General features: G+C 56.6%; 24 protein-coding genes and 1 riboswitch. Of the genes, 21 read left to right on the plus strand and 3 right to left on the minus strand.

Annotated elements, in window-relative coordinates; translation table 11 throughout:
• Positions 1–103: riboswitch (glycine riboswitch) on the plus strand.
• A 57-nt stretch (positions 104–160) separates the two neighbouring features.
• The 6 genes from gcvT (at position 161) to SMB34_RS00710 (ending at position 6,311) form a co-directional block, all read left to right on the plus strand.
• Positions 161–1,273 (plus strand): glycine cleavage system aminomethyltransferase GcvT, encoded by a 1,113-nt coding sequence (gcvT, locus tag SMB34_RS00685; RefSeq protein WP_037987460.1) that lies wholly within the window; start codon positions 161–163, stop codon positions 1,271–1,273.
• A gap of 91 nt (positions 1,274–1,364) precedes the next feature.
• Positions 1,365–1,736 carry a glycine cleavage system protein GcvH gene (gene gcvH, locus SMB34_RS00690; RefSeq protein WP_007092285.1) on the plus strand — a complete coding sequence of 124 codons (372 nt, stop codon included), beginning with the start codon at positions 1,365–1,367 and terminating at the stop codon, positions 1,734–1,736.
• Between the two features lie 3 nt (positions 1,737–1,739).
• Positions 1,740–3,095 carry an aminomethyl-transferring glycine dehydrogenase subunit GcvPA gene (gene gcvPA, locus SMB34_RS00695; protein ID WP_037987140.1) on the plus strand — a complete coding sequence of 452 codons (1,356 nt, stop codon included), beginning with the start codon at positions 1,740–1,742 and terminating at the stop codon, positions 3,093–3,095.
• Positions 3,092–4,588 carry an aminomethyl-transferring glycine dehydrogenase subunit GcvPB gene (gene gcvPB, locus SMB34_RS00700; RefSeq protein ID WP_037987143.1) on the plus strand — a complete coding sequence of 499 codons (1,497 nt, stop codon included), beginning with the start codon at positions 3,092–3,094 and terminating at the stop codon, positions 4,586–4,588. Before gcvPA ends, gcvPB begins: the two co-directional genes overlap by 4 nt.
• Before the next feature lie 202 nt (positions 4,589–4,790).
• Positions 4,791–5,696, plus strand: coding sequence for a protein phosphatase CheZ (locus SMB34_RS00705; protein ID WP_037987146.1), 906 nt, complete (start codon positions 4,791–4,793; stop codon positions 5,694–5,696).
• Between the two features lie 210 nt (positions 5,697–5,906).
• Entirely contained in the window at positions 5,907–6,311 is a 405-nt protein-coding gene (locus tag SMB34_RS00710; RefSeq protein ID WP_007092281.1) for a hypothetical protein, read from the plus strand.
• An 84-nt stretch (positions 6,312–6,395) separates the two neighbouring features.
• Here SMB34_RS00710 and SMB34_RS00715 read toward each other — a convergent pair whose 3' ends face one another.
• Together SMB34_RS00715 and SMB34_RS00720 are read right to left on the minus strand one after the other, a co-directional pair.
• The gene (locus tag SMB34_RS00715; RefSeq protein WP_007092280.1) at positions 6,396–6,878 is read right to left on the minus strand and encodes a peroxiredoxin; all 483 of its coding nucleotides are present in this window, start codon (positions 6,876–6,878) and stop codon (positions 6,396–6,398) included.
• A 227-nt stretch (positions 6,879–7,105) separates the two neighbouring features.
• Positions 7,106–9,343 carry a protein-disulfide reductase DsbD family protein gene (locus SMB34_RS00720; RefSeq protein WP_240478712.1) on the minus strand — a complete coding sequence of 746 codons (2,238 nt, stop codon included), beginning with the start codon at positions 9,341–9,343 and terminating at the stop codon, positions 7,106–7,108.
• A gap of 395 nt (positions 9,344–9,738) precedes the next feature.
• On the opposite strand from SMB34_RS00720, the gene SMB34_RS00725 reads away from it, so the two are divergent.
• The gene (locus SMB34_RS00725; protein WP_007092278.1) at positions 9,739–10,317 is read left to right on the plus strand and encodes a YqgE/AlgH family protein; all 579 of its coding nucleotides are present in this window, start codon (positions 9,739–9,741) and stop codon (positions 10,315–10,317) included.
• Positions 10,318–10,405: 88 nt separating this feature from the next.
• Here SMB34_RS00725 and SMB34_RS00730 read toward each other — a convergent pair whose 3' ends face one another.
• Complete coding sequence (locus SMB34_RS00730) at positions 10,406–11,227, minus strand: hypothetical protein (RefSeq protein WP_007092277.1); 822 nt, start codon at positions 11,225–11,227, stop codon at positions 10,406–10,408.
• Between the two features lie 944 nt (positions 11,228–12,171).
• Here SMB34_RS00730 and coxB point away from each other — a divergent pair.
• From coxB to SMB34_RS00795, 14 genes are all read left to right on the plus strand, one after another.
• Positions 12,172–13,023 carry a cytochrome c oxidase subunit II gene (gene coxB / locus SMB34_RS00735; protein WP_007092276.1) on the plus strand — a complete coding sequence of 284 codons (852 nt, stop codon included), beginning with the start codon at positions 12,172–12,174 and terminating at the stop codon, positions 13,021–13,023.
• Between the two features lie 11 nt (positions 13,024–13,034).
• Complete coding sequence (ctaD, locus tag SMB34_RS00740; RefSeq protein WP_007092275.1) at positions 13,035–14,621, plus strand: cytochrome c oxidase subunit I; 1,587 nt, start codon at positions 13,035–13,037, stop codon at positions 14,619–14,621.
• Between the two features lie 87 nt (positions 14,622–14,708).
• Positions 14,709–15,635 (plus strand): heme o synthase, encoded by a 927-nt coding sequence (cyoE, locus tag SMB34_RS00745; RefSeq protein ID WP_175484468.1) that lies wholly within the window; start codon positions 14,709–14,711, stop codon positions 15,633–15,635.
• On the plus strand, positions 15,632–15,769 hold the full coding sequence (locus SMB34_RS20990) for a hypothetical protein (protein WP_156962616.1): 138 nt from the start codon (positions 15,632–15,634) through the stop codon (positions 15,767–15,769). Before cyoE ends, SMB34_RS20990 begins: the two co-directional genes overlap by 4 nt.
• A 7-nt stretch (positions 15,770–15,776) precedes the next feature.
• Positions 15,777–16,367 carry a cytochrome c oxidase assembly protein gene (locus SMB34_RS00750; RefSeq protein WP_037987151.1) on the plus strand — a complete coding sequence of 197 codons (591 nt, stop codon included), beginning with the start codon at positions 15,777–15,779 and terminating at the stop codon, positions 16,365–16,367.
• 83 nt (positions 16,368–16,450) lie between these two features.
• On the plus strand, positions 16,451–17,251 hold the full coding sequence (locus SMB34_RS00755) for a cytochrome c oxidase subunit 3 (protein WP_007092272.1): 801 nt from the start codon (positions 16,451–16,453) through the stop codon (positions 17,249–17,251).
• Positions 17,252–17,268: 17 nt separating this feature from the next.
• The gene (locus tag SMB34_RS00760) at positions 17,269–17,637 is read left to right on the plus strand and encodes a DUF983 domain-containing protein (RefSeq protein ID WP_037987152.1); all 369 of its coding nucleotides are present in this window, start codon (positions 17,269–17,271) and stop codon (positions 17,635–17,637) included.
• Positions 17,638–17,646: 9 nt separating this feature from the next.
• On the plus strand, positions 17,647–18,369 hold the full coding sequence (locus SMB34_RS00765) for an SURF1 family protein (RefSeq protein ID WP_037987154.1): 723 nt from the start codon (positions 17,647–17,649) through the stop codon (positions 18,367–18,369).
• A 108-nt stretch (positions 18,370–18,477) separates the two neighbouring features.
• Positions 18,478–19,965 (plus strand): carboxypeptidase M32, encoded by a 1,488-nt coding sequence (locus SMB34_RS00770; protein ID WP_037987156.1) that lies wholly within the window; start codon positions 18,478–18,480, stop codon positions 19,963–19,965.
• 120 nt (positions 19,966–20,085) lie between these two features.
• Positions 20,086–20,505 carry a cyclic nucleotide-binding domain-containing protein gene (locus SMB34_RS00775; RefSeq protein WP_007092268.1) on the plus strand — a complete coding sequence of 140 codons (420 nt, stop codon included), beginning with the start codon at positions 20,086–20,088 and terminating at the stop codon, positions 20,503–20,505.
• 171 nt (positions 20,506–20,676) lie between these two features.
• Complete coding sequence (thrC, locus tag SMB34_RS00780) at positions 20,677–22,074, plus strand: threonine synthase (protein ID WP_037987159.1); 1,398 nt, start codon at positions 20,677–20,679, stop codon at positions 22,072–22,074.
• A gap of 47 nt (positions 22,075–22,121) precedes the next feature.
• Complete coding sequence (locus SMB34_RS00785) at positions 22,122–23,381, plus strand: M16 family metallopeptidase (RefSeq protein ID WP_037987161.1); 1,260 nt, start codon at positions 22,122–22,124, stop codon at positions 23,379–23,381.
• 120 nt (positions 23,382–23,501) lie between these two features.
• Positions 23,502–24,434 carry an ROK family protein gene (locus SMB34_RS00790; protein WP_037987165.1) on the plus strand — a complete coding sequence of 311 codons (933 nt, stop codon included), beginning with the start codon at positions 23,502–23,504 and terminating at the stop codon, positions 24,432–24,434.
• A complete protein-coding gene (locus tag SMB34_RS00795; protein ID WP_037987167.1) occupies positions 24,431–25,141 on the plus strand; it encodes a copper homeostasis protein CutC in 711 nt (236 codons plus the stop codon). The genes SMB34_RS00790 and SMB34_RS00795 overlap by 4 nt, the downstream gene beginning before the upstream one ends.
• Positions 25,142–25,177: the final 36 nt, after the last annotated feature.

A 25,177-nucleotide genomic window follows, 5' to 3' on the forward strand; every position in this document is an offset into this window, starting at 1 on the left:
CTCTGGAAAGCAGGCGGCATCGAACATGGATGTGCGCCTCGCCGAAGATGTAAGCAGACCGGTATTCAAACCGGCTGTGATTCTTTCAGGCTCCAAGACAGAGGGGGACGTGGTTGGCCACTGGTCGGCTATGTTTCGCAACGCCTGTCTGGAGACCTTGATGGCCGATCATCAAACCGAACTGCTGAAAACCGCCCTTTATGATTTGCATGTGGAACTGGGTGCCAAGATGGTGCCGTTTGCCGGTTATGACATGCCGGTGCAATATCCGCTGGGGGTGAAGGGCGAACATCTGCATACCCGTGCGAAGGCCGGTCTGTTTGATGTTTCGCATATGGGGCAGGTCCGCCTGACCGGCGAACATCGCGTCGCCGAGCTTGAAAAGCTCGTACCCGGTGACATCGCGATCCTCAAACCCGGCCGCACCCGTTATTCCGCCTTCACCAATGACGATGGCACGATTTTGGATGATCTGATGATCACCAATGCGGGCGACAGCCTGTTTCTGGTGATCAATGCCGCATGCAAGGATGATGACATTGTCCATATGCGGGCCAATCTGGATAACGGTGTGGAGCTGATCGAGATTGATGACCGCGCATTGATGGCATTGCAGGGCCCGGATGCCGCCCGCGTGCTGGCGCGGTTTGCACCCTCGGTTGCCGAGATGAAATTCATGAGCTTTGCCGAGATCGATATTGCCGGTATCGCGTGCTTTGTCACTCGGTCGGGCTATACCGGCGAAGACGGGTATGAGATTTCCGTGCCGAACGAGCGCGCCGAAGATCTGGCGCGCAAGTTGTTGGCAGAGGACGAGGTCGAGGCGATTGGCCTTGGCGCGCGCGATTCGCTGCGTCTTGAAGCCGGTCTTTGCCTGTATGGCAACGATATCGATACCACGACCACCCCGGTCGAAGGCGACCTTAACTGGATCATCAACAAGCGTCGTCGCGAAGAAGGCGGGTTCAAGGGGGCGGATGTCATCCTTGATCAGCTTGCCAATGGCGCGGATCGCAAACGTGTCGGGATCAAACCCGAAGGCAAGGCCCCGGCGCGTGAACATACGCCGGTCTTGAACAGTGACGGCGAAGAAATTGGCGAAATCACCAGCGGTGGTTTCGGCCCGACCGTGGATGGCCCGATTGCGATGGGATATGTCGCAATTGAATTTGCCGCCCCGGGTACCAAAGTCGATCTGATGGTGCGCGGCAAGGCACGCCCGGCGGAAATCGTCGAGCTGCCGTTTGCGGCACATCGTTACTATCGCGGCTGATCATCAGAAAAAAAAGAGTTCGGGCAGCGTTTGCGGCCCGCAAAAGATACCGAGATTTTAGAGACAACTGATCTTACAGGGACGAATTACCATGGCTAAAAAATTCTCGCAGGAACATGAATGGGTTGAATATGAAGACGGTGTCGCGACCGTTGGCATTACCGATTACGCCCAGCAGTCGCTTGGCGATATCGTTTATGTCGAGCTGCCGGAAGTTGGCAAAAAGCTGACCAAGGATGGCGATGCGGCGGTTGTCGAATCGGTCAAGGCCGCCAGCGACGTTTATGCGCCGCTTGATGGTGTCGTTGTCGAAGCCAACGAAGAGCTTGATGACAATCCGGCACTGGTGAACGAAGCCCCGGAAAGCGATGGCTGGTTCTTCCGCATGGAACTTTCCGATGAGTCCCAGCTTGATGAGCTGATGGACGAAGCTGCGTATAAAGACTTTGTCGAAGGCCTTTAAGATATGCGTTATCTTCCGCTAACCAGTGCGGATCGCGCCTCGATGCTTGAAACCATCGGGGCCGGGTCCGTTGACGAGTTATATAGCGACGTGCCCGACGGCGCGTTGCTGTCCGAGCCGGTCGATCTGCCATATCATCTTGGTGAATTGCAGGTCGAGCGCGACATGGCGAAACTGGCCGCCAAAAACATGGGCACGGCCAGCGTGCCAAGTTTCCTGGGGGCGGGGGCGTATCGCCACCATGTCCCGGCCACGGTCGATTACATCATCCAGCGCGGTGAGTTTCTGACGGCCTATACCCCGTATCAGCCGGAAATCGCGCAAGGGACGTTGCAGTATCTGTTCGAATTCCAGACCCAGGTGGCATCGATCACCGGCATGGATGTGGCCAACGCATCGATGTGGGACGGGGCAACGTCGTGCGCGGAGGCCGTTCTGATGGCGTGCCGGGCCACGCGCCGCAAGAAAGCGGTTCTGTCGGGTGGCTTGCATCCGCATTACCGTGAAGTCACCGAAACCTATTGCCAGTATAGCGATACCGAAGTTGCCGGTCGTGACGGGCACCCGGAAAAGCAGGCAACCGCCGACGAGCTTGACGATCTGATTGATGATCAGACGGCGTGTGTGGTGGTGCAGTACCCGGACGTTTTCGGACGCATTCAGGATCACACCAAGCTTGCGGATGCGTGCCATGCCAAGGGGGCGCTTCTGATCGTGGTCTTTACCGAGGCCATGGCATTTGGCGCGATCAAATCGCCGGGCAGCTTTGGCGCGGATATCGTTTGCGGCGAAGGCCAGTCGATTGGTAACAACCTGAACTATGGCGGGCCATATGTCGGGCTTTTTGCCACGACCAGCAAACTGGTACGCCAGATGCCGGGTCGTTTGTGTGGCGAGACGGTCGATCAGGACGGCAAACGCGGTTTTGTTCTAACACTTTCGACGCGTGAACAGCATATCCGCCGCGAAAAGGCGACATCGAACATCTGCACCAATTCCGGTCTGTGTTCGTTGGCCTTTACGGTGCATATGAGCCTTCTGGGTGAAGACGGGTATCGTGGTGTGGCAACGCTTAACCATGAAACCGCGTGCAAGACCGCCGATGCGATCAATGCGGTGCCGGGTGCGGAAGTTGTCAATGACAGCTTCTTTAACGAGTTCACCGTCAAGCTTGCCAAACCGGCAGCCGAGGTGGTCGAGGCCCTGGTTGGCAAGGGTGTCCTTGGCGGGGTTCCGTTGTCGCGCCTGTATCCGAACCGGGACGATCTGGACCATTACATGCTGGTGGCGGCGACCGAAACCAACACCGACGAAGACATCGCGGACCTTGCGTCTGCATTGAAGGAGGTGCTGGCATGAGCTTTACCACCCATACCGGTAACCGTGGCCTTGTGCTTGAGGAAAAGCTGATTTTCGAGATGGGCGAACCGGGGCGTACCGGTGTTGACCTTCCGAAGCCAGCGGGCATCAAATCACGCCTTGGCGGCCTTGATCGCGATAGCGATGTCGGTCTTCCGGGCCTGTCCGAGCCGCAGGTTGTGCGTCATTTCACGCGCCTGTCGCAGAAAAACTTTGGCATCGATTCCGGCTTCTTCCCGCTGGGTTCGTGCACGATGAAACATAACCCGCGCCTGAATGAAAAGGTTGCGCGGATGCCCGGTCTTGCCGACCTGCATCCGATGCAGCCCGAAAGCACGGTGCAGGGCGCGCTTGAACTGATTGACAGTTGCGCACACTGGTTGCTGGTTCTGACCGGTATGCCAGCGGTTGCCATGTCGCCAGCAGCGGGCGCACAGGGCGAACTTTGCGGCATGATGGCGATCCGGGCGGCCCTTGATGCGCGCGGTGAAAACCGTCGTCGTGTTCTGGTGCCGGAATCGGCCCACGGGACCAACCCGGCAACGGCCGCAGCGTGCGGTTTCACGGTTGATTCGATCCCGGCCACCGAAGATGGCCGTGTCGACCTTGCGGCGTTCGAAGCCAAGCTTGGCGACGATGTTGCGGGGATCATGCTGACCAACCCGAATACCTGTGGCCTGTTTGAACGCGACGTTCGCAAGATTGCCGATCTGGTCCATGCGGCCGGTGGGTATTTCTATTGCGACGGGGCGAACTTCAACGCGATTGTCGGACGGGTACGCCCGGCCGATCTTGGCATTGATGCGATGCATATCAACCTGCACAAGACCTTTTCGACCCCGCATGGCGGCGGTGGACCGGGTTCGGGTCCGGTTGTGTTTTCCGAGGCACTGGCCCCGTTTGCACCGATCCCCTATGTCGTGCGCAAGGGCGAGACATTCCATCTGGTGGAAACCGCAGACGAGAAGGATGGCAACAAGCCGTTCGGTCGCCTGAAAGGGTTCCACGGCCAGATGGGCATGTTCATTCGTGCGCTGGCTTATATGAAAAGCCACGGTGCGGATGGATTGCGTCAGGCATCGGGCGATGCGGTGCTGAATGCCAACTATCTGCTGGCGCGTCTGAAAGACAAGCTGAGCGTGGCATTCCCCGGCTATTGCATGCATGAAGCGCTGTTTGACGATGATTTCCTGAAAGATACCGGTGTTTCGACGCTGGATCTTGCCAAGGCGATCATTGATGAGGGCTTCCACCCGATGACCATGTATTTCCCGCTGGTGGTGCATGGTGCGCTTTTGATCGAGCCGACGGAAACCGAAACCAAGGAATCGATTGATCAGTTCTGCGATGCGGTGCTGGCATTGGTGGCCAAGGCAGAATCGGGCGATGCGGAATTCTTTAAAAATGCGCCGTATCTGACACCGCGTCGTCGTCTTGACGAAACGGCGGCGGCAAGAAAGCCGGTTTTGCGCTGGATGCCTGAAACTGCTTGATTTGCAACGCAACATAACCTTTTTGCGCACCCCGGTCATCTGGCCGGGGTGTTCTTTTTCAAAGGCTTGTTCTTGAAACCCATTGGACTTGTAGCAATCTGGACCCTTATACTCGTTTTAATGTGATCATCTGACCACGGGGGTGGGTGATCGGGGGAACAGGGATCGGGTCAAGCCCGTTGCCGGAGGATTGAAGTCAGCCATGACACGTCGCGTGCAGAAGGTTTTCACCGCAGAACGCCGTTTAAAAGAACGTTCGGGTGGTGTGGTGGAAGATTGGTCGGATTCCTTTTTCGATCCGACGCTTGAAACCGGTATGGGTGCAGGTGCGCCATTGCCAGCGCCGAAACTGGCTGCGACCGTTGAGGCATCCGGGATCAATCAGGCTGTACTTGATGAAATTCGTGCCCTGAGGTCGGAAGTCGCCCAACTGCGCGATGCGGTGCGTGCCGGGGGCAGTATTGATGCCGCCCATATCGCACCGGGATCGGATGGCGATGCGATGGATGTATTGCCCGATCCGGTCAGCAGCAATTTTACCCATAGCAATCGTCCGGGTGCGTCGGAACCGGACAAAGACGACCTTGAACTGATCCGCAAGCAGATCGAGGAAATGAACGAACATATTCACAGGGCGAAGATGCAGATCGCGTCGCTGCGTCATCCGAAGGCCGAGGATGACCGCCTTGTCAGTGCGACCACCGAACTTGATGCGATCATCAAGGATACGGAAATGGCAACGCATACGATCCTTGAATCCGCCGAACAGATCGACGATCTGGCGATGACGCTTAAAAATTCGGCACCATCCGACTTTGTGGCCGAACATGTCGAACAGATCGCGTTTCTGGTCACCAAGGTTTTCGAGTCCTGTAACTTCCAGGACATCACCGGCCAGCGCATCAACAAGGTGGTTCGGACCCTTGAATTCGTTGAAGAACGGGTTCACAACATGATCCTGATCTGGGGCGAGGATGCCTTTACCGATCTGCCGGTTCCCGAAAATGATGACGGGACGCCGAAGAACGAGGATGACGATCTTCTGAATGGTCCGCAGTTGGAAGGCGAGGGGATCAGTCAGGACGACATCGACAAATTGTTCGACTGAGTATTTCCAAATCGGGGTACGCGTCTTATATTCAGGGTTGAAACCCAGAATAAGTCTTGTTTAAGAACAGGATTTTGCGATATCGCGATTTGTAATCGGTCAACCAAAAGTTTACGGTTTTCCGATATAGTGGAATTCATAAAAACAAAAGCAGCGTTGGGATGCGTGTGACGTGCAGTTGCGCGCGTTTTGGTGCGCTTGGAGGATGAAATGGGATTCTGGTCGCTTGGCACTTTGCGCCAGCCAAAGGCACAAGATATCAAATGGCGGAAAAGCCCGCGTGGCGAGTATTATCGCCTGTTCATGATCGATGATTTCAGCGAGCTGAAACTTGACAATGTTGGCGGTGTCTATCTGCTGTGGCATGGCGGGATCAAACCGTCATGGCTGGTCGCCGGGGCCACCGAAGATCTGGGCCACAGTTTTGTTGAACTGTCCCATGACCGTGACATTCGCGAATATGACAATCGCGGCGGTGTCTTCATGAGCTGGTCGCCGATCAAGGAAGATTTCCGCGAAGGTGTGGTGCATTTCATTGCCAAACACACCGACCCGACTTTTGAATGCGATTTTGACAGCCGGTCAGAACCAATACCGGTTTTGCTGCCGCGTTAGGGGCCTGCCCCCAAGGATGCGGCATCAAAATAAAAAGCTCCGCGGATCAGGCGGAGCTTTTTGCTTTTTGCAGGTGTTTCGGGCTTAGAGTTTGCCCAGCACGGTTTCGGCACTCGACACGTCAAAGGCACCGGGTTCTTCGACCGCAAGATCAGTGACCTTGCCGTCATCGACAATCATGGCAAAGCGGTTGGCGCGTTTGCCAAGACCGCGACCGGTCAGGTCCAGTTCAAGGCCGGTCTTGCTGACAAAGGCGAGGTCGCCATCGGACAGCATGGTGATGTTTTCACCGGCATTTTCGGCCTTTGCCCAGGCGTTCAGAACAAAGGCATCGTTCGATGCCAGGCAGACGATTTCATCAACACCCTTTGCCTTGATGGCATCGGCATTGGCAACGAAGCCCGGCAGATGTTTGGCCGAGCAGGTCGGGGTGAAAGCGCCCGGCACGGCAAAGACAACGACCTTGCGACCGGCGAAAAATTCGTTGGTGTTGACGGCTTCGGGGCCGTCGGCGGTGGCGCGGAAAAGTGTGACTTCGGGAAGTTTGCTGCCGACTTCGATGGTCATGGGGTTTTCTCCGTCATGCGGGGGGCTTGATTGCCGCCCTTGTTCTGGTGATTGGGTAGAGCCTTTTCCGTTGGGATTGAAGCGATTTTGTTCGCCAAACCCAACGGAAAAGGCTCTAGGGCCATCAAACAGCAAAACGGGTTGATCTTCAATCATATCCGTTGGGGTTTCGATGGTTTCAAATCTTTGTCACGGTTTATCGTGATCCCGAAAAGATGTGCATCACATCACTTTTTCACAAGGTCGGTACCACCAGATGCGCGGGCGATGGCATCAAGGACTTCCTGTTTGCCAAGCAGTTCGGACAGCAGAACACCGTCCGGTGCCTTGGGCCCGAATACGGCATTGAACGGAATGCCATAGCGGCCATAACCCGCCAGATATTGCGAAATCACCGGATCGGGACGGGTCCAGTCGCCCTGCATCAGGATGACGTCATCGGCGGTCAGGGCAGCGGTCATATCGTCGGTTTCAAGGACCAGCTTTTTATTGACCTGACAGGTTACGCACCATTCGGCGGTAATATCGACCAGCACGGTTTTGCCATCGGCAACATGGCGGGCGATTTCATCCGGGGCGAAGGGCCGCCACGGCAGGGTTTCGGTGCTGGTGCGCGATGTGGTGTTCTTGAGCGGGGCCTTGGAAAAGCCCGGTGCGAACAGGGCGGCCAGCACGCCAAGGGTGGCGAGTGCGGTAAAGACATATTTGCGTTTCTGCACCGTCGAGCGATGGCGGGCAAACAAAAGAATACCGGCCATGACAAGGGCGATGCCAACCGCAATCGCCCCGGCCATCCCGATCTGCACGGCCAGAACCGACAGCAACCAGATGGCGGTGCCAGCAAGGGCCACGCCCAGAATGCCTTTGACAAAGCCCATCCAGCGGCCCGGTTTGGGCAGAAGGCGGGCGATTTCGGGACGGGCGGCAATCGCCAGATAGGGCACGGCCAGCCCGATGCCGAGCAGGGTGAATATCCAGAAGATGTCAAAGCTGCTTCCGGCCAGTGCGAAACCGACCGCCGTGCCAAGGAACGGGGCGGAGCACGGCGTTGCCAGCAGGGTTGCGAACATGCCGGTCAGGAAGTGACCGCCAAGATGGTGACCGGATTTTTCGCGCGCGGTGATGGTATCGTTGGCGGCATTGCCGAGTTCGGCCGGGCCATTGATTTCAAACAGGCCCCACATATTGAAGGCAAACAGGGCCACGATGATCGTCATCACGGTCAGGAACAGGGGTTGCTGGAACTGAATGCCCCAGCCAATCGTGCCACCGGCAAGCTTGATGGCGATCAGGACGGCCGCGATCAGCCAGAAGGAGGTGATGATGCCCGCCGCACTGGCAAGGAAGCCGCGGCGCGTCGCACTGCGCTCAGAACCTTGGGCCTTCATCGCCGACATCACCTTGAGCGACAGGACCGGCAGGACGCAGGGCATGAAATTAAGGATAAACCCGCCCAGAAGGGCCAGCGCGCCCAGCAACCACAGGCTGGTGGTGGCGATGCTGGGGCTGGACGTCGCGTTGCTGCTGCTGCTGCTGGTGGTGCTGCTTGTGCTGCTTGTGCCAGACGGCGCGGCGGCAATCTGACGGTCCTGTTCGATGGCAAGGGGGCCGGCGATAACGGTGACGATCACGTCATCGCCAATCGTGGTCTGATCGTCTTTCAGGCCATAGATCGGAATCCGGAACTGCTGTGTGCCGGTTGCGTCATCGGTTGCGGTCGGGACCGGCACGCCAAAGCCAAGGCGGACATTGCCTTCGATCAGGATTTCGACCGGGTCGGATGCGGTCTGATCAAGGCCGGTGATCGCGACATTCAGGACGGTCTGGTCATTTTCGCCTGATTGTGCGGTCGACTGCCAGATATCGGTGACCGACATCGGCAGATTGTCCCCGCGAAGCGGCACACGGGATGCGAATTTTTCGATATCGTGGGCAAAGCGGCTGATGCCTGCTGTATCGCCGTTTGCGCCATCCGAAAGGCTGGCGGGGATATCGAGGGTGAAGTTTGCCTGTGCCGGGATGCAGACGTCGCTACAGACCAGATAATCGACATCAAGCTCGATATGGGCGGCCTGTGCGGGATCGGTCACCGGGACATCAATCGGCAGGATGATGTGATCCTTGTAGCCGAAGGTTTCCAGCCCAAAGATCGAGAAACGATGCGGGGCGGGCCAGCGGATTTGACCGTCGCCGATATTGGTTGATCCGGTCCAGTCGAGTTGCGGCGGGAAACCGGCATCCCCGGCACTGCGCCAATAGATTTTCCAGTCGGGCTTAAGTTCGAATTCAAGACCAAGACGGATTTCATCGCGGCCATTGATGGCATCGCGTGCGCTGATCAGGCGGAGTGATGCAAAATCCTCGTCAACCCAGTTGCTGGCCGCTGTCTGCGCGCTTGCACCCGCACCAAACGGGGGGATAGTCGCAATCACAAGGCCAAGGGCTAGGAACAAAGATCGGATCACGGTGGCTTCCTTCTGGTCGTGAAGTCTTTTTACATCTTTCGGGGCGCGGCAGGAACGATGATGTTCCATTTCATGGATATGGCACAAACGGCTGCCTTGTGCCATGTGGCGATGGCTAATAGCTGTTGATGTTCATGGCAAGGCACGACTGCGTTACCGGGACGTGTGCCGGTTGGTGTGCCGGTCAGTGTGCCCATCGATGTGATCTTAAACACCATATTTTTATGCCGGTGTTGCTGTCGATTGCGTGTCAGGCTACCTACATGTAACGCAGTGGCGCGTTGCGTCTTTGATCAATGTCATTTTTACCCGTTTTGACGCCAAGGGTGGCTTTCGATGGTAATGTGTGACGGATCGCGCTAGGCTTGAGTGAACAGCACAGGAAAAGTTCGGGAATGGGAATTAGAGATCACACTGGCGAATATCTTGAAGGGAAGCTGCTTGTGGCGATGCCGGGCATGCGCGACCCGCGTTTTTCGCAAAGCGTGGTTTATATCTGTGCCCATAACGAGGATGGGGCGATGGGGCTGGTGATCAACCGGCTGATTGACAGCATCACCTTCCCGGAATTGCTTGAACAGCTTGGCATTGCGCGCCCGGCACCGACGATTGAAGATATTCAGGTGCATTTCGGCGGACCGGTCGAAAGCGGGCGGGGCTTTGTTCTGCACAGCACCGATTTTGAGAACGAGGCGACATTGCATGTCGATCCGGGTGTTTCGGTGACGGCAACGGTCGATATTCTTGAACAGATTGCGCTTGGCGAGGGTCCGAAAAGCAGTATTCTGGCCCTTGGTTATGCCGGATGGCGCAGCGGGCAGCTTGAAAACGAGATTCTTGCCAATGGCTGGCTGCATGTCGATGCCGATGCCGACCTTCTGTTTGGTGTTGATTGCGAAGACAAATGGGAACAGGCCTTTGCCAAGCTGGGCTTTGCCCCGGAACTTCTTTCGGGCGAAGCGGGCCACGCCTAAGGCCACGGGACCAAACCCTGCACGTGAAAAAGCCTGCCGTTTCCGGCAGGCTTTGGTGTTTTGGTGACGTTTCAGGCCAGTAAACGGATCAGTCAAACAGGGCGTCGATTTCTTCCTGCGAGAAGATCTGATCGATTTCGTCCTGACTGACGCGTTCGACGTTTTGCGGCGCGCGGGTGACGGTTTTATCGAGATTGTCCTGACCTTTGGGGTCGGCGGGCAGATCGAATTCGCCAAAGTCATCCTCGCCCCAGATTTCGATCACGCGGGTGACGCGTTCCTCGATATATTTCATGGTGTTGACGACTTTGGTGATGCGCTGCCCGGTCAGATCCTGGAAGTTGCAGGATTCAAACACCTTGACCACCAGATCAACGATGTCGTCGGCAAGCCCCTGGGTATAGTCATCGGGGGCGGCAGAGCGGATATTATGGGCAACCGCATCGATTTTTTCGACGGTTTCAAGGATGTTGGCGGTGGCATCCTCGGTCGCGGCGACGACGGAATCAAGCTCGCCCTTGACGATGTTGATCCGCGTGCCGCTGCTGTCGTCCGGCGCGGTATAGAGGGCGGCGATTTCGCGCTTGGTTTCCTGAATGGAATTGGCAAGGGCGCGAATTTCGGTCTTGAGCATGCGAAGCTCTTTGCGGGCGTCGTCCTGATCATCATCATCGGCGCGCGCATTCAGCTTCTTCTGTTCTTCCATCATGATGCGGATGTCGGACAGAAGTTCTGCCTTCAGATCCTCGATCGCATTATGGAGTGTCGACATATCCGTGCCACCCACTGCGCCGCCGCCATCAGGGGACGGGGCCGGTAGCGGCAGGGAGACGATATCACTCATACTTTCCAGCTTGTTGAGCAGCCGGAGCTCTGCGGTGAAAAGCTTTTTGCTTCCTTGGCGGGACATGAGCGAACCTCGATCTGAAACGTCACGGTAATCCTGTTCCGATGATAATCGACAAATCATCCCGGAACAGAAAAATATAATACTTTTGCATAGAATGGTTTCAGCCAAACGATCAGTTTGGCAAGACCATTCCCCTGATATTGGGGAAGATTCCCTCAATTAAAGGCATCTGCGCGTTTTTATGTAGGTTTCGTGTCCCGAAATACGGAAGCCGGTGCGCTTTTTTCCGGTGATTTCCTTGTGATTACAATCACAGAGATCGCGGCGTTTATCAACCTTTGTGCGGTGCATTCGAAAAACTTCATGCGTGCGGTCGGGGCATGCCGGGCCCGGTGTTGAAACGGGGAGTGATGATTTTACGACTCGGAACAGGGTAAATGATTGATTGTGATGGTTTTGCCTGTGGATAAAGTGGGCAAACGGAGGTGATTCTGGCGGTAAAACACGCGTCGTTCGGGGGATGCCGATAAATCCGTACTTAAATAAGGATTTTACCTGCGGTTTGTATCGCCTAAAGGATAATTTTGCCCTGTCTGTTGCGTGGCAGCAAAGCGGGCTATGATGGTCCGGCGCGATGAGGAATGGCACCATTTCTATCGCAAGGGTAGGCGATTGGATTTAGAAAAAAATTGAACCCATGCGCTAAATTCCTGAAAGGAAAAGTAATATTTTTGTGCAACGCAGCGAGGTTTTTTCTGGAACAGGCTGTTAAGATAGGCTATTCGCCTTCCATACCGTTGTGCCGCAGTGCATGCGGGTTTGAAAATCAGGTTTGTCTGATGTTACGTCGCGATCCTGGTGGCTATGCCGATTTATGGTTGAGTCATCACGGCATGCCTTTTCGATGAACGAACAACCCGTTATGTTCGTATATATCGAGGGTCACGATGTGGCTTTCCTTTGGACAAATTGCCTTGAGATGTAATGCGAGGGGGCAGATTCGCATGTCGATCAAGATGCTGTTTCCCATTCTTTTGCTGGGATTGGCAGTTCTGACCGGACTGGATAGTGCCGCGCTTGCCGCGGTTGGTCAGCCTGAGCCATGGCAACTGGGTCTTCAGCACCCGGTTTCGCCGGTGGCTGTACAGGGCCATGATTTCTTTATTCTTCTGACATGGCTGATGACCGCCGTTACGGTGATCGTCCTGCTGTTGTTGCTTTATGTTCTTTTCCGCTTTAGCCGGAAACGGAATCCCATCCCGTCCAAGACCACCCACCATACGCTTCTTGAAATCGTATGGACCGTGGCGCCGGTCCTGATCCTTCTGATTATTGCGATCCCGTCGTTCCGTCTGCTGTATTTCGCAGACCGCGTCGAAGACGCCGATATGACGCTGAAGATCATCGGCAAGCAGTGGTACTGGACGTATGAATATCCCGACAGCGGCAATTTCACGTTCGATTCCCTGATGATCGACGAGGAAACCGCCGTTGCAGAGGGCAAGATGCGCCTTCTGGATGTGGACAACCCCGTCGTTCTGCCGGTTGACACCAATATCCGCCTGATCATGACATCGGACGATGTGATCCATAACTGGGCCATGCCGTCGCTGTTCATCAAGCTGGATGCCGTGCCGGGCCGCCTGAACGAAACCTGGACCCGCATTCCGGGCGAATATGCAGGCACCACCTTCTATGGTCAGTGTTCGGAACTGTGTGGCGTGAACCACGCCTACATGCCGATCGCGGTGAAAGCCGTGACCATGGAAGAATACGAAGCATGGGTCGCACAGGCCCAGGAGAAATTCGCGTCGGTTGATCTGCCGTCGCCGGTTTCTGTGGCTTCGGCAGAGTGAGGGAGAGATTTATGGCTCACGCTGACACACATTCGCATGATGATCACATGCCCGGTTTCTTTACCCGTTGGTTCCTTTCGACCAACCACAAGGATATCGGCACGCTCTATCTTGCATTCTCGCTGGTTGCCGGTCTGATCGGTGGTGCGTTTTCGGTCTGGTTCCGTATGGAACTGGCCCATCCGGGCACCCAGATCATCGAAGATCACCAGTTCTTTAACGTTCTGGTCACCGCACATGGCATGATCATGGTGTTCTTTGTTGTCATGCCCGCCATGATTGGCGGTTTTGGCAACTGGTTCGTACCGATCATGATCGGTGCGCCCGACATGGCGTTCCCGCGACTGAACAATATTTCGTTCTGGCTGCTTGTGCCGGCCTTTGCGCTTTTGATGCTGTCGGCGGTGGTCGGTAGCGGTGCCGGGACCGGCTGGACGGTTTATCCGCCGCTGTCGGCCTCGCTTGGCCATCCCGATGCATCGGTTGATCTGGCGATCTTTGCCCTGCACCTTGCCGGTGCAAGCTCGATCCTGGGGGCGGTGAACTTCATCACCACCATTTTCAACATGCGTGCGCCGGGCATGACGCTTCACAAGATGCCGCTGTTTGCGTGGGCGATGCTGGTGACCGCGTTCCTGCTGCTTCTGGCGGTGCCGGTGCTGGGTGGTGCGATCACCATGCTTCTGACCGACCGCAACTTTGGCACGGATTTCTTCAATCCGGCCGGTGGCGGTGACCCGATCCTGTATCAGCACCTGTTCTGGTTCTTTGGTCATCCCGAAGTTTACATCATGATCCTGCCGGGCTTTGGCATCATCAGCCACATCATTTCGACCTTCTCGCGCAAGCCGATTTTCGGCTATCTCGGGATGGCTTATGCCATGGTCGCAATCGGTGTTGTCGGTTTCATCGTGTGGGCACACCACATGTATACCGTCGGCCTTGATGTTGATACGCGTGCCTATTTCACTGCGGCAACGATGGTGATTGCGGTGCCGACCGGGGTTAAGATCTTTTCGTGGATTGCAACGATGTGGGGCGGCTCGATCGAGCTTCGCGCACCGATGCTGTGGGCGATTGGCTTTATCTTCCTGTTCACGGTTGGTGGTGTGACGGGGGTTATCCTGGCGAACTCCGGCATGGATCTTCCGCTGCATGATACCTATTTCGTGGTGGCGCATTTCCATTATGTGCTGTCGCTGGGGGCGGTGTTCTCGATCTTTGCGGGCTTCTATTACTGGTTCAGCAAAATGTCGGGTTACGAGATTTCCGATCTGGGCGCCAAGATTCATTTCTGGCTGTTCTTTATCGGTGTCAACCTGACCTTCTTCCCGCAGCACTTCCTGGGGCTGGCAGGCATGCCGCGCCGTTATGCCGATTACCCGGATGCGTTTGCGGGCTGGAACCTTGTTTCGTCCTATGGTGCGTATCTTTCATTCGCAGCGACGATCTTCTTTGTCGGGGTGGTGGCGCATGCCTTCATCCGTGGCAAAAAGGCCGAAGCCAACCCATATGGCGAAGGTGCGGATACACTGGAATGGACCGTCAGCTCGCCGCCGCCGTTCCATACCTTTGACGAACTGCCGCGCATCAAGTAATTGATCCGATCTTGCGTTCCCCGCCGGTGACCATGGGTTCCCGGCGGGGAACATACGACCGCCCCGAGAAAAGAAGACCAGAATTACATGACCAAGCAGGCCGCCCAGCAGACCCTTGCAATCGATAACATCGCCGCATTACCGGTATCGGAAGTGCGCGACTATATTGCGTTGCTTAAACCCGGTGTGATGACCCTTGTGGTGTTTACCGGTGCCGTGGGTCTTTTGATTGCACCGGGAACAATGCATCCGTTCCTGGCACTGGTTGCGATTGCCTGCATTGCCGTTGCCAGCGGTGCGGCGGCATCGATCAACATGTGGTACGACCGCGACATTGATATCCACATGAAACGCACCCAGAACCGTCCGATCCCGGCGGGGCGTGTGCCCGCCGACGAGGCGCTTTCGCTGGGGATTGCGTTATCCATTCTTTCGGTGACCGTCATGGCGGTTGCGATCAATTTTGCCGCCGCCGCCCTTCTGGCGGTGTCGATTGCGTTTTACGTGTTCGTTTACACCATGTGGCTTAAGCGCAGCACACCGCAGAATATCGTCATTGGCGGTGCCGCCGGGGCATTCCCCCCGATGATCGGCTGGGCGTCGGTGACCGGCGGGATCGATATCAATTCGATTGCGCTGTTTCTGATTATCTTTATGTGGACGCCGCCGCATTTCTGGGCGCTGGCCCTGTTCCGGTGTGGTGATTATGCCAAGGTCGGGGTTCCGATGATGCCGGTTGTGGCCGGGGAGGCCGCAACCAAAAAACAGATGCTGATCTATACGATCCTGTTGCTGCCGATCACGTTTGTGCCGGTCGCGACCGGGTTGCTTGGCGTGTTTTACGGTGTGACGGCGGGACTGACCGGTTTGTGGTTCCTGCGTCATGCGGTTCGCGTGTTGCGCAATGCGGAAGAAAAAGCACCGCACAAGATGTTCGGATATTCGATCCTGTATCTGTTCGTTCTGTTCGGGGCGATGGTCGCCGATGTCTGGATCAAAGGATATCTGGCATGACCGAGCCCAAAATGAGCAAAGCCGAACTCGACGCGTTTTACGCCAAACGGCGCAAAAAGAACTGGGCGTTTCTTGTCATTCTTGGCGGGCTGGCGGTTCTGTTTTTCGCCATCACCATTCTTAAGATGAGCTAGGGCATATATGGCTGATCAGAAGCATGCGGACAAAACAAAGGCGCGCAACAAGCGCGTTATGCTTGGTTGTGTTGCCGTTGTTGGCGGCATGATTGGCCTGTCTTATGCTTCGGTCCCGCTTTATGCGCTGTTCTGTCAGGTGACGGGATATGGTGGCACAACACAGGTTGGCACCGATGCGCCGCGCGATGTTTCGGAACAGACCATCAAAATCCGGTTCAATGCCGATGTGAATTCCCGTCTGCCGTGGCAGTTCAAGCCCGAGCAGCGCGAAATGACCGTGAAACTGGGCGAAGATAACCTTGCCCATTACATGGCCGAAAACATGTCGGTCAAACCGGTTACCGGTCAGGCGGTTTACAATGTAACGCCGCTTAAGGCCGGACAGTATTTCAGCAAGATCGCCTGTTTCTGTTTTGACGAACAGACGCTTGAACCCGGCCAGCGCGTGGATATGCCGGTCAGTTTCTATGTCGATCCGGCGATTGCAGAAGACCCGAATACCCGAGACGTGAAGACCATTACCCTGTCCTATACCTTCTATAAGGCCGAGGCATCGGTCGAAGGGCCGGACGGGGACGAAGAAAATGGAGGCTAGGGCCTGATGATTGTGCAGGTATCCCGGTTTCCAATGAAGAGAGCTTTAAAGGTTTCATTTGTGAGGATTGAGGGGGGCGAGGAATGAGTGATCACGCTCAGAAACATCCGTTCCATCTGGTAGACCCGAGCCCGTGGCCGTTGGTGGCTGCGATGTCGGCAGGGCTGTTTACCGGTGGCATGGTCATGTTCATGCATTCGGATCGTGCGCCGACAGATTTCTGGCTGGCAGCACTTGGTTTGGCGGGCATTCTTTTTGTGATGTTCCGCTGGTGGAGCAACGTGATCAGCGAGTCCAGCATCTACCACAACAAGGTGGTGCAGATCGGCTTGCGGTATGGCATGTCGCTGTTTATCGCGTCCGAGGTGATGTTCTTTGTCGCCTTCTTCTGGGCCTTCTTCCACAACGCGTTTGTGATTTTCAGCCCCGGCGTGACCGAATGGCCGCCCGCAGGCGTTGAAGTCCTTGATCCGTGGGATTTGCCGTTCCTCAATACGCTGATCCTGCTTTTGTCGGGCTGCACGCTGACCTGGGCGCATCATGGCTGCCTTGAAGGCAAGAAAAAGGATATGGTGCAGGGGCTGGCGATTACGGTTGCCCTTGGCGTTATCTTCCTGTGTCTTCAGGCTTATGAATACAGCCATGCCGCATTCGGTTTTGCCGATGGCATTTATTCATCGACCTTCTATATGGCGACCGGTTTCCACGGTTTCCATGTGTTTGTCGGTACAGTGTTCCTGGCGGTGTGCCTTGGCCGTGCGATCAAGGACGGCTTCAAACCCGATCATCATTTCGGTCTGGAAGCCGCAGCCTGGTACTGGCATTTCGTTGACGTTGTCTGGCTGTTCCTGTTCTTTGCCGTTTACATCTGGGGCGGCGAATAAAGGATACCGGTCACCCAATGACCATGGATTATTATCCAGCACTTTCCCCCATACGCACCGGGCTGGCATGCAAATGCCCCCGCTGCGGTGGGGGAAAGCTGTTTTCGGGCTTTCTGACAGTCCGCGAAAGCTGTGATCAGTGCGGTCTTGACCTTCGTGGTCATGATGCCGGTGATGGCCCGGCGATTTTCATCATTTTCATCCTTGGTTTTGTCGTGGTGCCGCTGGCGCTTTGGGTCGAGATGACCTATATGCCGCCTTTGTGGTTGCATGCGGTGTTATGGTTTCCGACCATCATCGGGGTAACACTGGCCTTGCTGCGACCGTTAAAAGGCCTCATGGTGGCGCTGCAATATCGCCATCGGTCGACTTCCGAACAGGATTGAACCCAATAGATGCCCCTTCTGACGACACGCCCCAGCCCTGCGATCAAAATCTGTGCCGGTCTTGCCCTTGTGATCCTTCTGGGACTTGGGTCCTGGCAGGTGGATCGTCTGTTCTGGAAACAGAACCTGATCGCGGAACGTCAGGAGCATGCGTCCGAGCCGCCGATTGCCGTGCCAACCGATGTGGCACCGGACCCGGCGATGGCATTCCGGGCCGCCTATGCCGACGGCCATTTCCTGAACGATCAGGAAATGTATCTGATGGCGCGCACACGCCGGGGCAATATCGGGTTTCATCTGATCACGCCGCTGGAACAGGAAGATGGCCGGATCATTCTGGTCAATCGCGGCTGGGTGCCGCAGGATTATCGCGATCCGTCAACCCGGCCTGACAGCCTGATTGAAGGCAATGTCCGGGTGACCGGCGTGTTGCGCCTGCCGCAGACCCGACACTGGGTTCAGCCGGAAAACGAACCGCTGGAAAATCAGTGGTTCTTTGTCGATGTCGATGCGATGGCCGAGGATAGCGGGGCGGATCTTGCCAGTCGCTATTATCTTGAACTTGACGAAACGGAAATCCCCGGCGGGTTGCCGATTGGTGGTCAGGCCAAAATCGATCTTCCGAACAATCATCTTCAATATGCGATCACATGGTACAGCCTTGCGCTTTCGCTGATTGTGATCTTTATTCTGTATCACCGCCGCCCGCAGAAGGATGGCACAGACAGCTGATCTGGCTGCCTGTGGTCCAGCCCTTTGATTGCCGGATGCCGCCATTGTGCGGCATGTTGGCCGTGCTTTTTTTGCCCCGTTTTCCGGTTCCGCCGAACAGGAGTTTCCATGACTGACGCCTATAAATCGCTTGAAGCCCGTTTTCGCCGCATCAATGTTCTGTCCGATATCGGCGGCATGCTGCATTGGGATATGGCGGCAATGATGCCCAATGGCGGGGCCAATGCCCGGTCCGAGCAACTGGCGACCCTTGATGTCATGGCCAATGAACTGATCACCGCACCCGATATGGGGGATCTGATCGAAGCGGCCGGGGGTGAAAACCTTGATGCGTGGCAGAAAGCCAATCTGGCGGAAATGAAACGCAATTGGGTGCATGGCACGGCGGTGCCGTCTGATCTGGTGGAGAAAATGTCGCTGGCGGCGACCAGTTGCGAGGTCGCATGGCGCGGGGCGCGGGCCGATAATGATTTTGCCGGACTGCTGCCGAAACTTCAGACCGTTCTTGACCTGTCGATAGAGGCGGGCAAAGCCAAGGCCGAGGCGCTTGGCACGTCGGTCTATGACGCGCTTCTCGATCAGTATGACCCGATGATGCGGTCTGATCGGATCGATAGCCTGTTTGCCGAACTGGAATCGTTCCTGCCGTCTTTCACCGCCGAGGTGATTGAACGCCAGAAGTCCGAAGCGGCCCCGATCAGCCCGACCGGGCCGTTCCCGGTTTCGGTTCAGAACAAGGTCGGCCTTGATCTGATGCAGGCGGTCGGTTTTGATTTCGAGCATGGCCGTCTGGATATTTCGCATCATCCGTTCTGTGGCGGCATTCCCGATGATGTGCGCATTACGACGCGCTATGACGAGAATGATTTCACATCGGCGATCATGGGGGTTCTGCATGAAACCGGCCATGCGATGTATGAACGCGGATTGCCCGGCACGTGGCGCAATCAGCCGGTAGGCAAGGCGCGCGGCATGACCCTGCATGAAAGCCAGTCGCTTCTGGTGGAAATGCAGGCCAGCCGGTCGGAAGAATTCCTGACCTATGCCGGGCCGGTCTTCAAGGCGGCGTTTGGTGGCGATGACGCGGCATGGAATGCAGGCAACCTGCATCGGCTTTATACACGGGTCGAGCCGGGCCTGATCCGCGTTGATGCCGACGAGGTGACGTATCCGGCGCATGTGATCCTGCGCTATCGGCTGGAGCGCGCCCTGATCGAAGGCGACATGAAGCTTGCCGATCTGCCGGGGGCGTGGAACGAAATGATGGGCAAATTGCTGGGCATTACGCCGCCCGATGACAGGGATGGCTGCCTGCAGGATATTCATTGGCCGTCGGGGGCGTGGGGATATTTCCCGACCTATACGCTGGGCGCGATGGCAGCGGCCCAGATTTTTGCCGCAGCGAAAAAGGCCAAGCCGGAAATCCCCGCAGCACTGTCGCGCGGTGATTTCAGCCCGTTGATGGGGTGGCTTGGCGAAAATATCCATGGCAAGGCATCGAGCAAATCAACCGACGAGATTCTGATTGAGGCAACCGGTCAACCGCTTGGCGTTTCTGCCTTCAAGGCGCATATGGAAAACAGATATGGCGGGTGAAACTGATTGATTGGCGATGCTTATCTGATAGCATCACTCGTCCTTCCGGCACAGGTGACGGCAGGCAAATAGACCCACATCACGATATTCTGATTTAACGCCCATTTTCCCGGATGTGTCATGGGAATAACCGATGGCAACAAGAATGTGATGGATCGGCATGTTTATGCCGCCGATCAGGTGATCTTCCGGGAAGGAAAACCCGGCAGTACGGCCTTTGTCGTGCAGGAAGGCCGGGTTGAAATCTTCAAGACCATGAATGGCAACGAAGAAGTCATCCTTGGCACCATCGAAGCCGGGGGGCTTTTTGGTGAACTGGCATTGGTGGACAACCAGCCGCGGATGGCATCGGCGCGGGCGCGTGAACGCACGGTCCTGATTGCGATCAATCGCCAGACGTTTGAGCAGAAAATGGCGGCGTCGGATCGCTTCATCAAGGCGATCCTGCGGATTCTGCTGAATAACTACCGCACGGTGGTGCGCCGTGCCGCGGTGGCGGAAGCCAAGCTCAAGGAACATGGGATCGAGCTTGATAAATAGGCAGCGATCACGCGGCGTTACGCGATATTGCGCAAAGCACGCCTGATCTGCCGGATTGACCCTTGACTATGGCGGCTGTTCCCCTCACTAACTTTCGGTTTGGAGTGTCTTTGCCCGTTTGGGGCAGGGGTGCCTGAATGTTGTGAAAGCCCAGTTCAGGAGCATAGGTCGTTGCGTTATGTCAGCACGCGGGGAACCGCGCCGGTTTTGCAGTTTGATGATGTCCTTTTGGCCGGTCTGGCCCGTGATGGTGGATTGTATGTGCCGGAAACCTGGCCGACTTTTACTGCCGATGACATTCGTGCGCTGCGGACCCTGACTTATGCCGAGGTTGCCTATAAGGTGATACAGCCTTTCACGACCGGATCGGTCGATGACGCGGCGCTTAAAACCATCCTTGAAGAAACCTATGCCGGGTTTGATCACGAAGCGGTTGCACCGCTTAAACAGCTTGGTGCCAATGACTGGGTGATGGAGCTTTTCCATGGGCCGACACTGGCGTTCAAGGATTATGCGTTGCAGGTGGTCGGGCGGCTGTTTGACCATGTTCTGGCCAAGCGCGGCGAACGGATCACGATTGTCGGGGCGACGTCGGGCGATACCGGGTCAGCCGCGATTGAAGCCTGCCGGGACCGGGAAAATATCGATATTTTCATCCTGCATCCGAAGGGGCGCGTTTCCGAGGTTCAGCGTCGCCAGATGACGACGATCCTGTCGGACAATGTGCATAACATCGCGGTCGAGGGATCGTTTGATGATTGTCAGGACCTTGTGAAGGCATTGTTCAATGATCATGCTTTCCGCGACGAGGTCGGTCTTTCGGCGGTCAATTCGATCAACTGGGCGCGCATCATGTGCCAGATCGCCTATTATTTCTGGGCGGGGGTGCAGCTTGGATCGCCGGAACGCGAAATATCGTTTTCCGTGCCGTCTGGCAATTTCGGCAATGTCTATGCCGGATATGCCGCGATGCAGATGGGGCTTCCGATCAAGCAGTTTGTGGTCGGGGCCAACCGCAATGACATTCTGGCACGCTTTTTCGAAAGTGGTGTGATGAAGATGGAAGGTGTCGAGCCGTCCATCAGCCCGTCGATGGATATTCAGGTCAGTTCGAACTTTGAACGTCTGATGTTTGATCTTTATGATCGCGATGGTCTGGCGATTGCCGGGATGCTGACGAAGTTCCGTGAAACCGGGATCATGGAAATGTCGCAGGGGCAGTTTGCCCGCGCATGCGAACATTTTGACGGCTATCGGCTTAGCGATGATGAAACAAGGGCGGCGATCCGGGATGTGCTTTCGACCAGTGGCGAGCTTGTTGATCCGCATTCGGTGATCGGTATTGTCGCCGGGCGCAAATGCAATCGCGATAAATCGGTGCCGATGGTGGCGCTGGCGACAGCACACCCGGCGAAGTTCCCGGATGCGGTCAAACAGGCATCGGGGATTTATCCGGACTTGCCCGAACGGCTGTCTGACCTATATGACCGGCCTGAGAAGGTCGAGCCCATGTCCAATGATGTTGGTGCATTGATGGCGCATGTTCGCGGCAAGCGACGTGCGGCCTGAAATACAGTAATACGAGGGCATGAAATGAAACACAGGAGTAAAGCTATATGACAGTCGAGCTCACCCGGCTTGACAACGGGATGATCGTTGCGACCGACCGCCTTGAACATGTGCAATCCGTAGCGCTTGGCGCGTGGGTTGATGTGGGTGCGCGCAACGAAACGCCCGATATCAACGGCATTTCCCATATGCTTGAACATATGGCGTTCAAGGGAACGCGGCGTCGTTCCGCGCTTCAGATTTCCGAGGAAATCGAGAATGTTGGCGGGCAGATGAATGCCTATACCTCGCGCGAGAATACGGCCTATTACTGCAAGGTCCTGCATGAAGATCAGGAACTGGCGATTGATGTGATTGCCGATATTTTGCAGAACTCGACGCTGGATGCGAAGGAACTTGAACGCGAACGTCAGGTGATTTTGCAGGAAATCGGGCAGGCCAATGATACGCCCGATGACATTGTTTTCGATTATTTCCAGGAAACGGCCCTGCCGGATCAGGCGTTGGGGCGGTCGATCCTTGGCAGCCCGGAAAATGTTTCGTCGCTGACGCGTGATGATCTGTTTGATTTCATGTCACGCCGCTATAGCCCGAAACGCATGGTGTTTTCGGCATCGGGCAAGGTTGATCATCAGCAGATTGTCGATCTGGTGTCGGAAAAGTTCGATAACCTTCCGGCGCATGAAGATCATGAAATGGAAGCCCTTCGTTACGAAGGTGGCAGCCGGATCGAGCAGCGCGACCTTGAACAGGTGCATGTGATTTTCGGTCTGCCGACGGTGTCCTATACCGATGACAGTTTCTATGATTTGCAGGTGTTCAACACGCTTCTGGGTGGCGGCATGTCTTCGCGGCTGTTTCAGGAAATCCGTGAAAAGCGCGGGCTTGTCTATTCGGTCTATAGCTTCTCGTCACATTATGTCGATGGCGGGCTGTTTTCGATTTATGCCGGAACCGGGCCGAACGACATTGGCGAATTGATGCCGGTGATGTGTGACGAGCTGGTCCGCGCCACGGTCGATTTGACCGAGGAAGAAGTGAACCGGGCGCGCGCACAGCTTAAGGCATCGGTCGTGATGGGCATGGAAAGCAATTCCGGTCGTTGCGAAACGCTTGCGCGCCAGATCCAGATTTTTGGTGGTCCGCAGACCATGGAAGAAATCATTGCCAAGGTCGAGGCCGTTGACCTTGAACGGGTGCGTGCGGCGGGCAAATCGCTTCTGGGCGGGACGCCGACGGTGACGGCCCTTGGGCCGGTCAAGGGCATGCCGGGTTATGATGATCTGGCGGCACGGCTGCGCGCCTGATCAATCTGATAATCGATATGGAACGGCGTTCGCACATGTGGCGGACGCCGTTTGTTTTTGCGGGCGGCGGTCCTGTGGTATATCCGATAGGAAAGATCACGGGGTTTTGGGCAGGCTGGCATGCAGTACGCATTTGATATTGGCGGATCGAAAATCGAATTCGGGGCGTTTGACGCCAGTGGCGACATCCGGTCCCAGATCAAGGTGCCGACACCCACGCAGGATCGCGATGCCTTTGTTGCGGCGATTGCCGGGCTGATTGCCGATGCCGACCGTGAATTTGGCGAGGATGCCGATATCGGCATCAGCTTTGCCGGGGGGCTTGATCCCAAGACCGGGGCGGTGATTTCGGCCAATATTCCGGCGATCAAGGGATGGCCGTTTGGCCCGGAACTTTCCAGAATCCTTACCCGCGATGTGCGGGTTGCCAATGATGCCGATTGCTTTGCACTTGCCGAAGCACGCGGCGGGGCGGCCAAGGGCGCACGGACGGTTTTTGCCATCATCCTTGGCACCGGGGTGGGCGGCGGCATTGTGGTGGATGGGCAGTTCATTGGCGGGCGCAGCGGCATTCGCGGCGAATGGGGGCATGGCAATGATGTTTCGGGTGCGCTGATCCGTCATGGGCTTGCGCCGGTGGTGTGCGGCTGTGGCCGGACCGGGTGCCTTGATGCCTGGGGCGGGGCGCGGGGGCTTGAACGGATTTACGCGCAGATTGCCGGGCTTTCCCCCGGACAGGAACGCCCGAGTTACGAGATCACCGATGGCTGGCAGGCTGGGGATGCACTGGCGACCCGCGCGGTGGACATCTTTGTTGATCTGATCGCGGGGGAGCTTGCATTGATGGTCAATGTGCTTGACCCCGATTGCGTGCCGGTCGGCGGCGGGCTGGCATCCGAAAGCCGCCTGATTGCGATGATCGATGACGCGGTGCGGAAACGGGTTCTGGGCCGCTATGACGCGCCCCTGGTGGTGCCGGGGCAGTATAGCCGCGATGGCGGGCTTCGCGGGGCGGCGATGCTGCATCTTCTGGATGGCGGGGCGGGTGTATGACAGCCGGGATCAAACCGCTTCTGGAAATCTGTGTTGAAAGTTTTGACGATGCGATGGTGGCCGCGCGCGCCGGGGCGGACCGGATTGAATATTGCGCGGCCCTTGCCGTCGGCGGGGTGACGCCAAGTGCCGGGGCGCTGGCCCGTTTGCGCGATATTCCCGTACCCTGCCGGGTGATGATCCGGCCAAGGCCCGGTGATTTCATCTATGGCGCGTCTGACGTGGCGATCATGAAACGCGACATCGCCCTTGCCCGCGACCACGGGGCAGAGGGGATCGTGATTGGCGCGGCGACGCCAGACGGGCGGCTTGATCGCGACATGCTGGCCGATCTTCTGTCCGTGGCGGGCGGGCTTGGCGCGACATTGCATCGGGTGTTTGACGCGGTGCCCGATCCGTTTGAGGCGCTTGAAGGTGCCGTCGATCTTGGCTTTGACCGCATCCTGACATCAGGCCAGCAGCCAACCGCCGAACAGGGGGCGGACATGATTGCGCGCCTGATCACGCAGGCAGACGGATGGATCACGATCCTGCCCGGATCGGGCATCACGCCGGAAAATGCGGCAAAATTGCTGCGCACAACCGGGGCCACGGAACTGCATGCATCGTGCAAGAAAGCGAACCCGGCGGGGGGCGGTTACGCCGCCGGACGGGTGGAGACCGATGGGGAGATTGTGCGGGGGCTTAAGGTGGGGATGAGCGGATAAAAGAAAACCGCTTTGAGGAAAACCTCAAAGCGGTTT

It is taken from the genome of Thalassospira permensis NBRC 106175 (genome assembly GCF_000714555.1).
In the GTDB taxonomy this organism is placed as follows: Bacteria; Pseudomonadota; Alphaproteobacteria; order Rhodospirillales; family Thalassospiraceae; genus Thalassospira; species Thalassospira xiamenensis.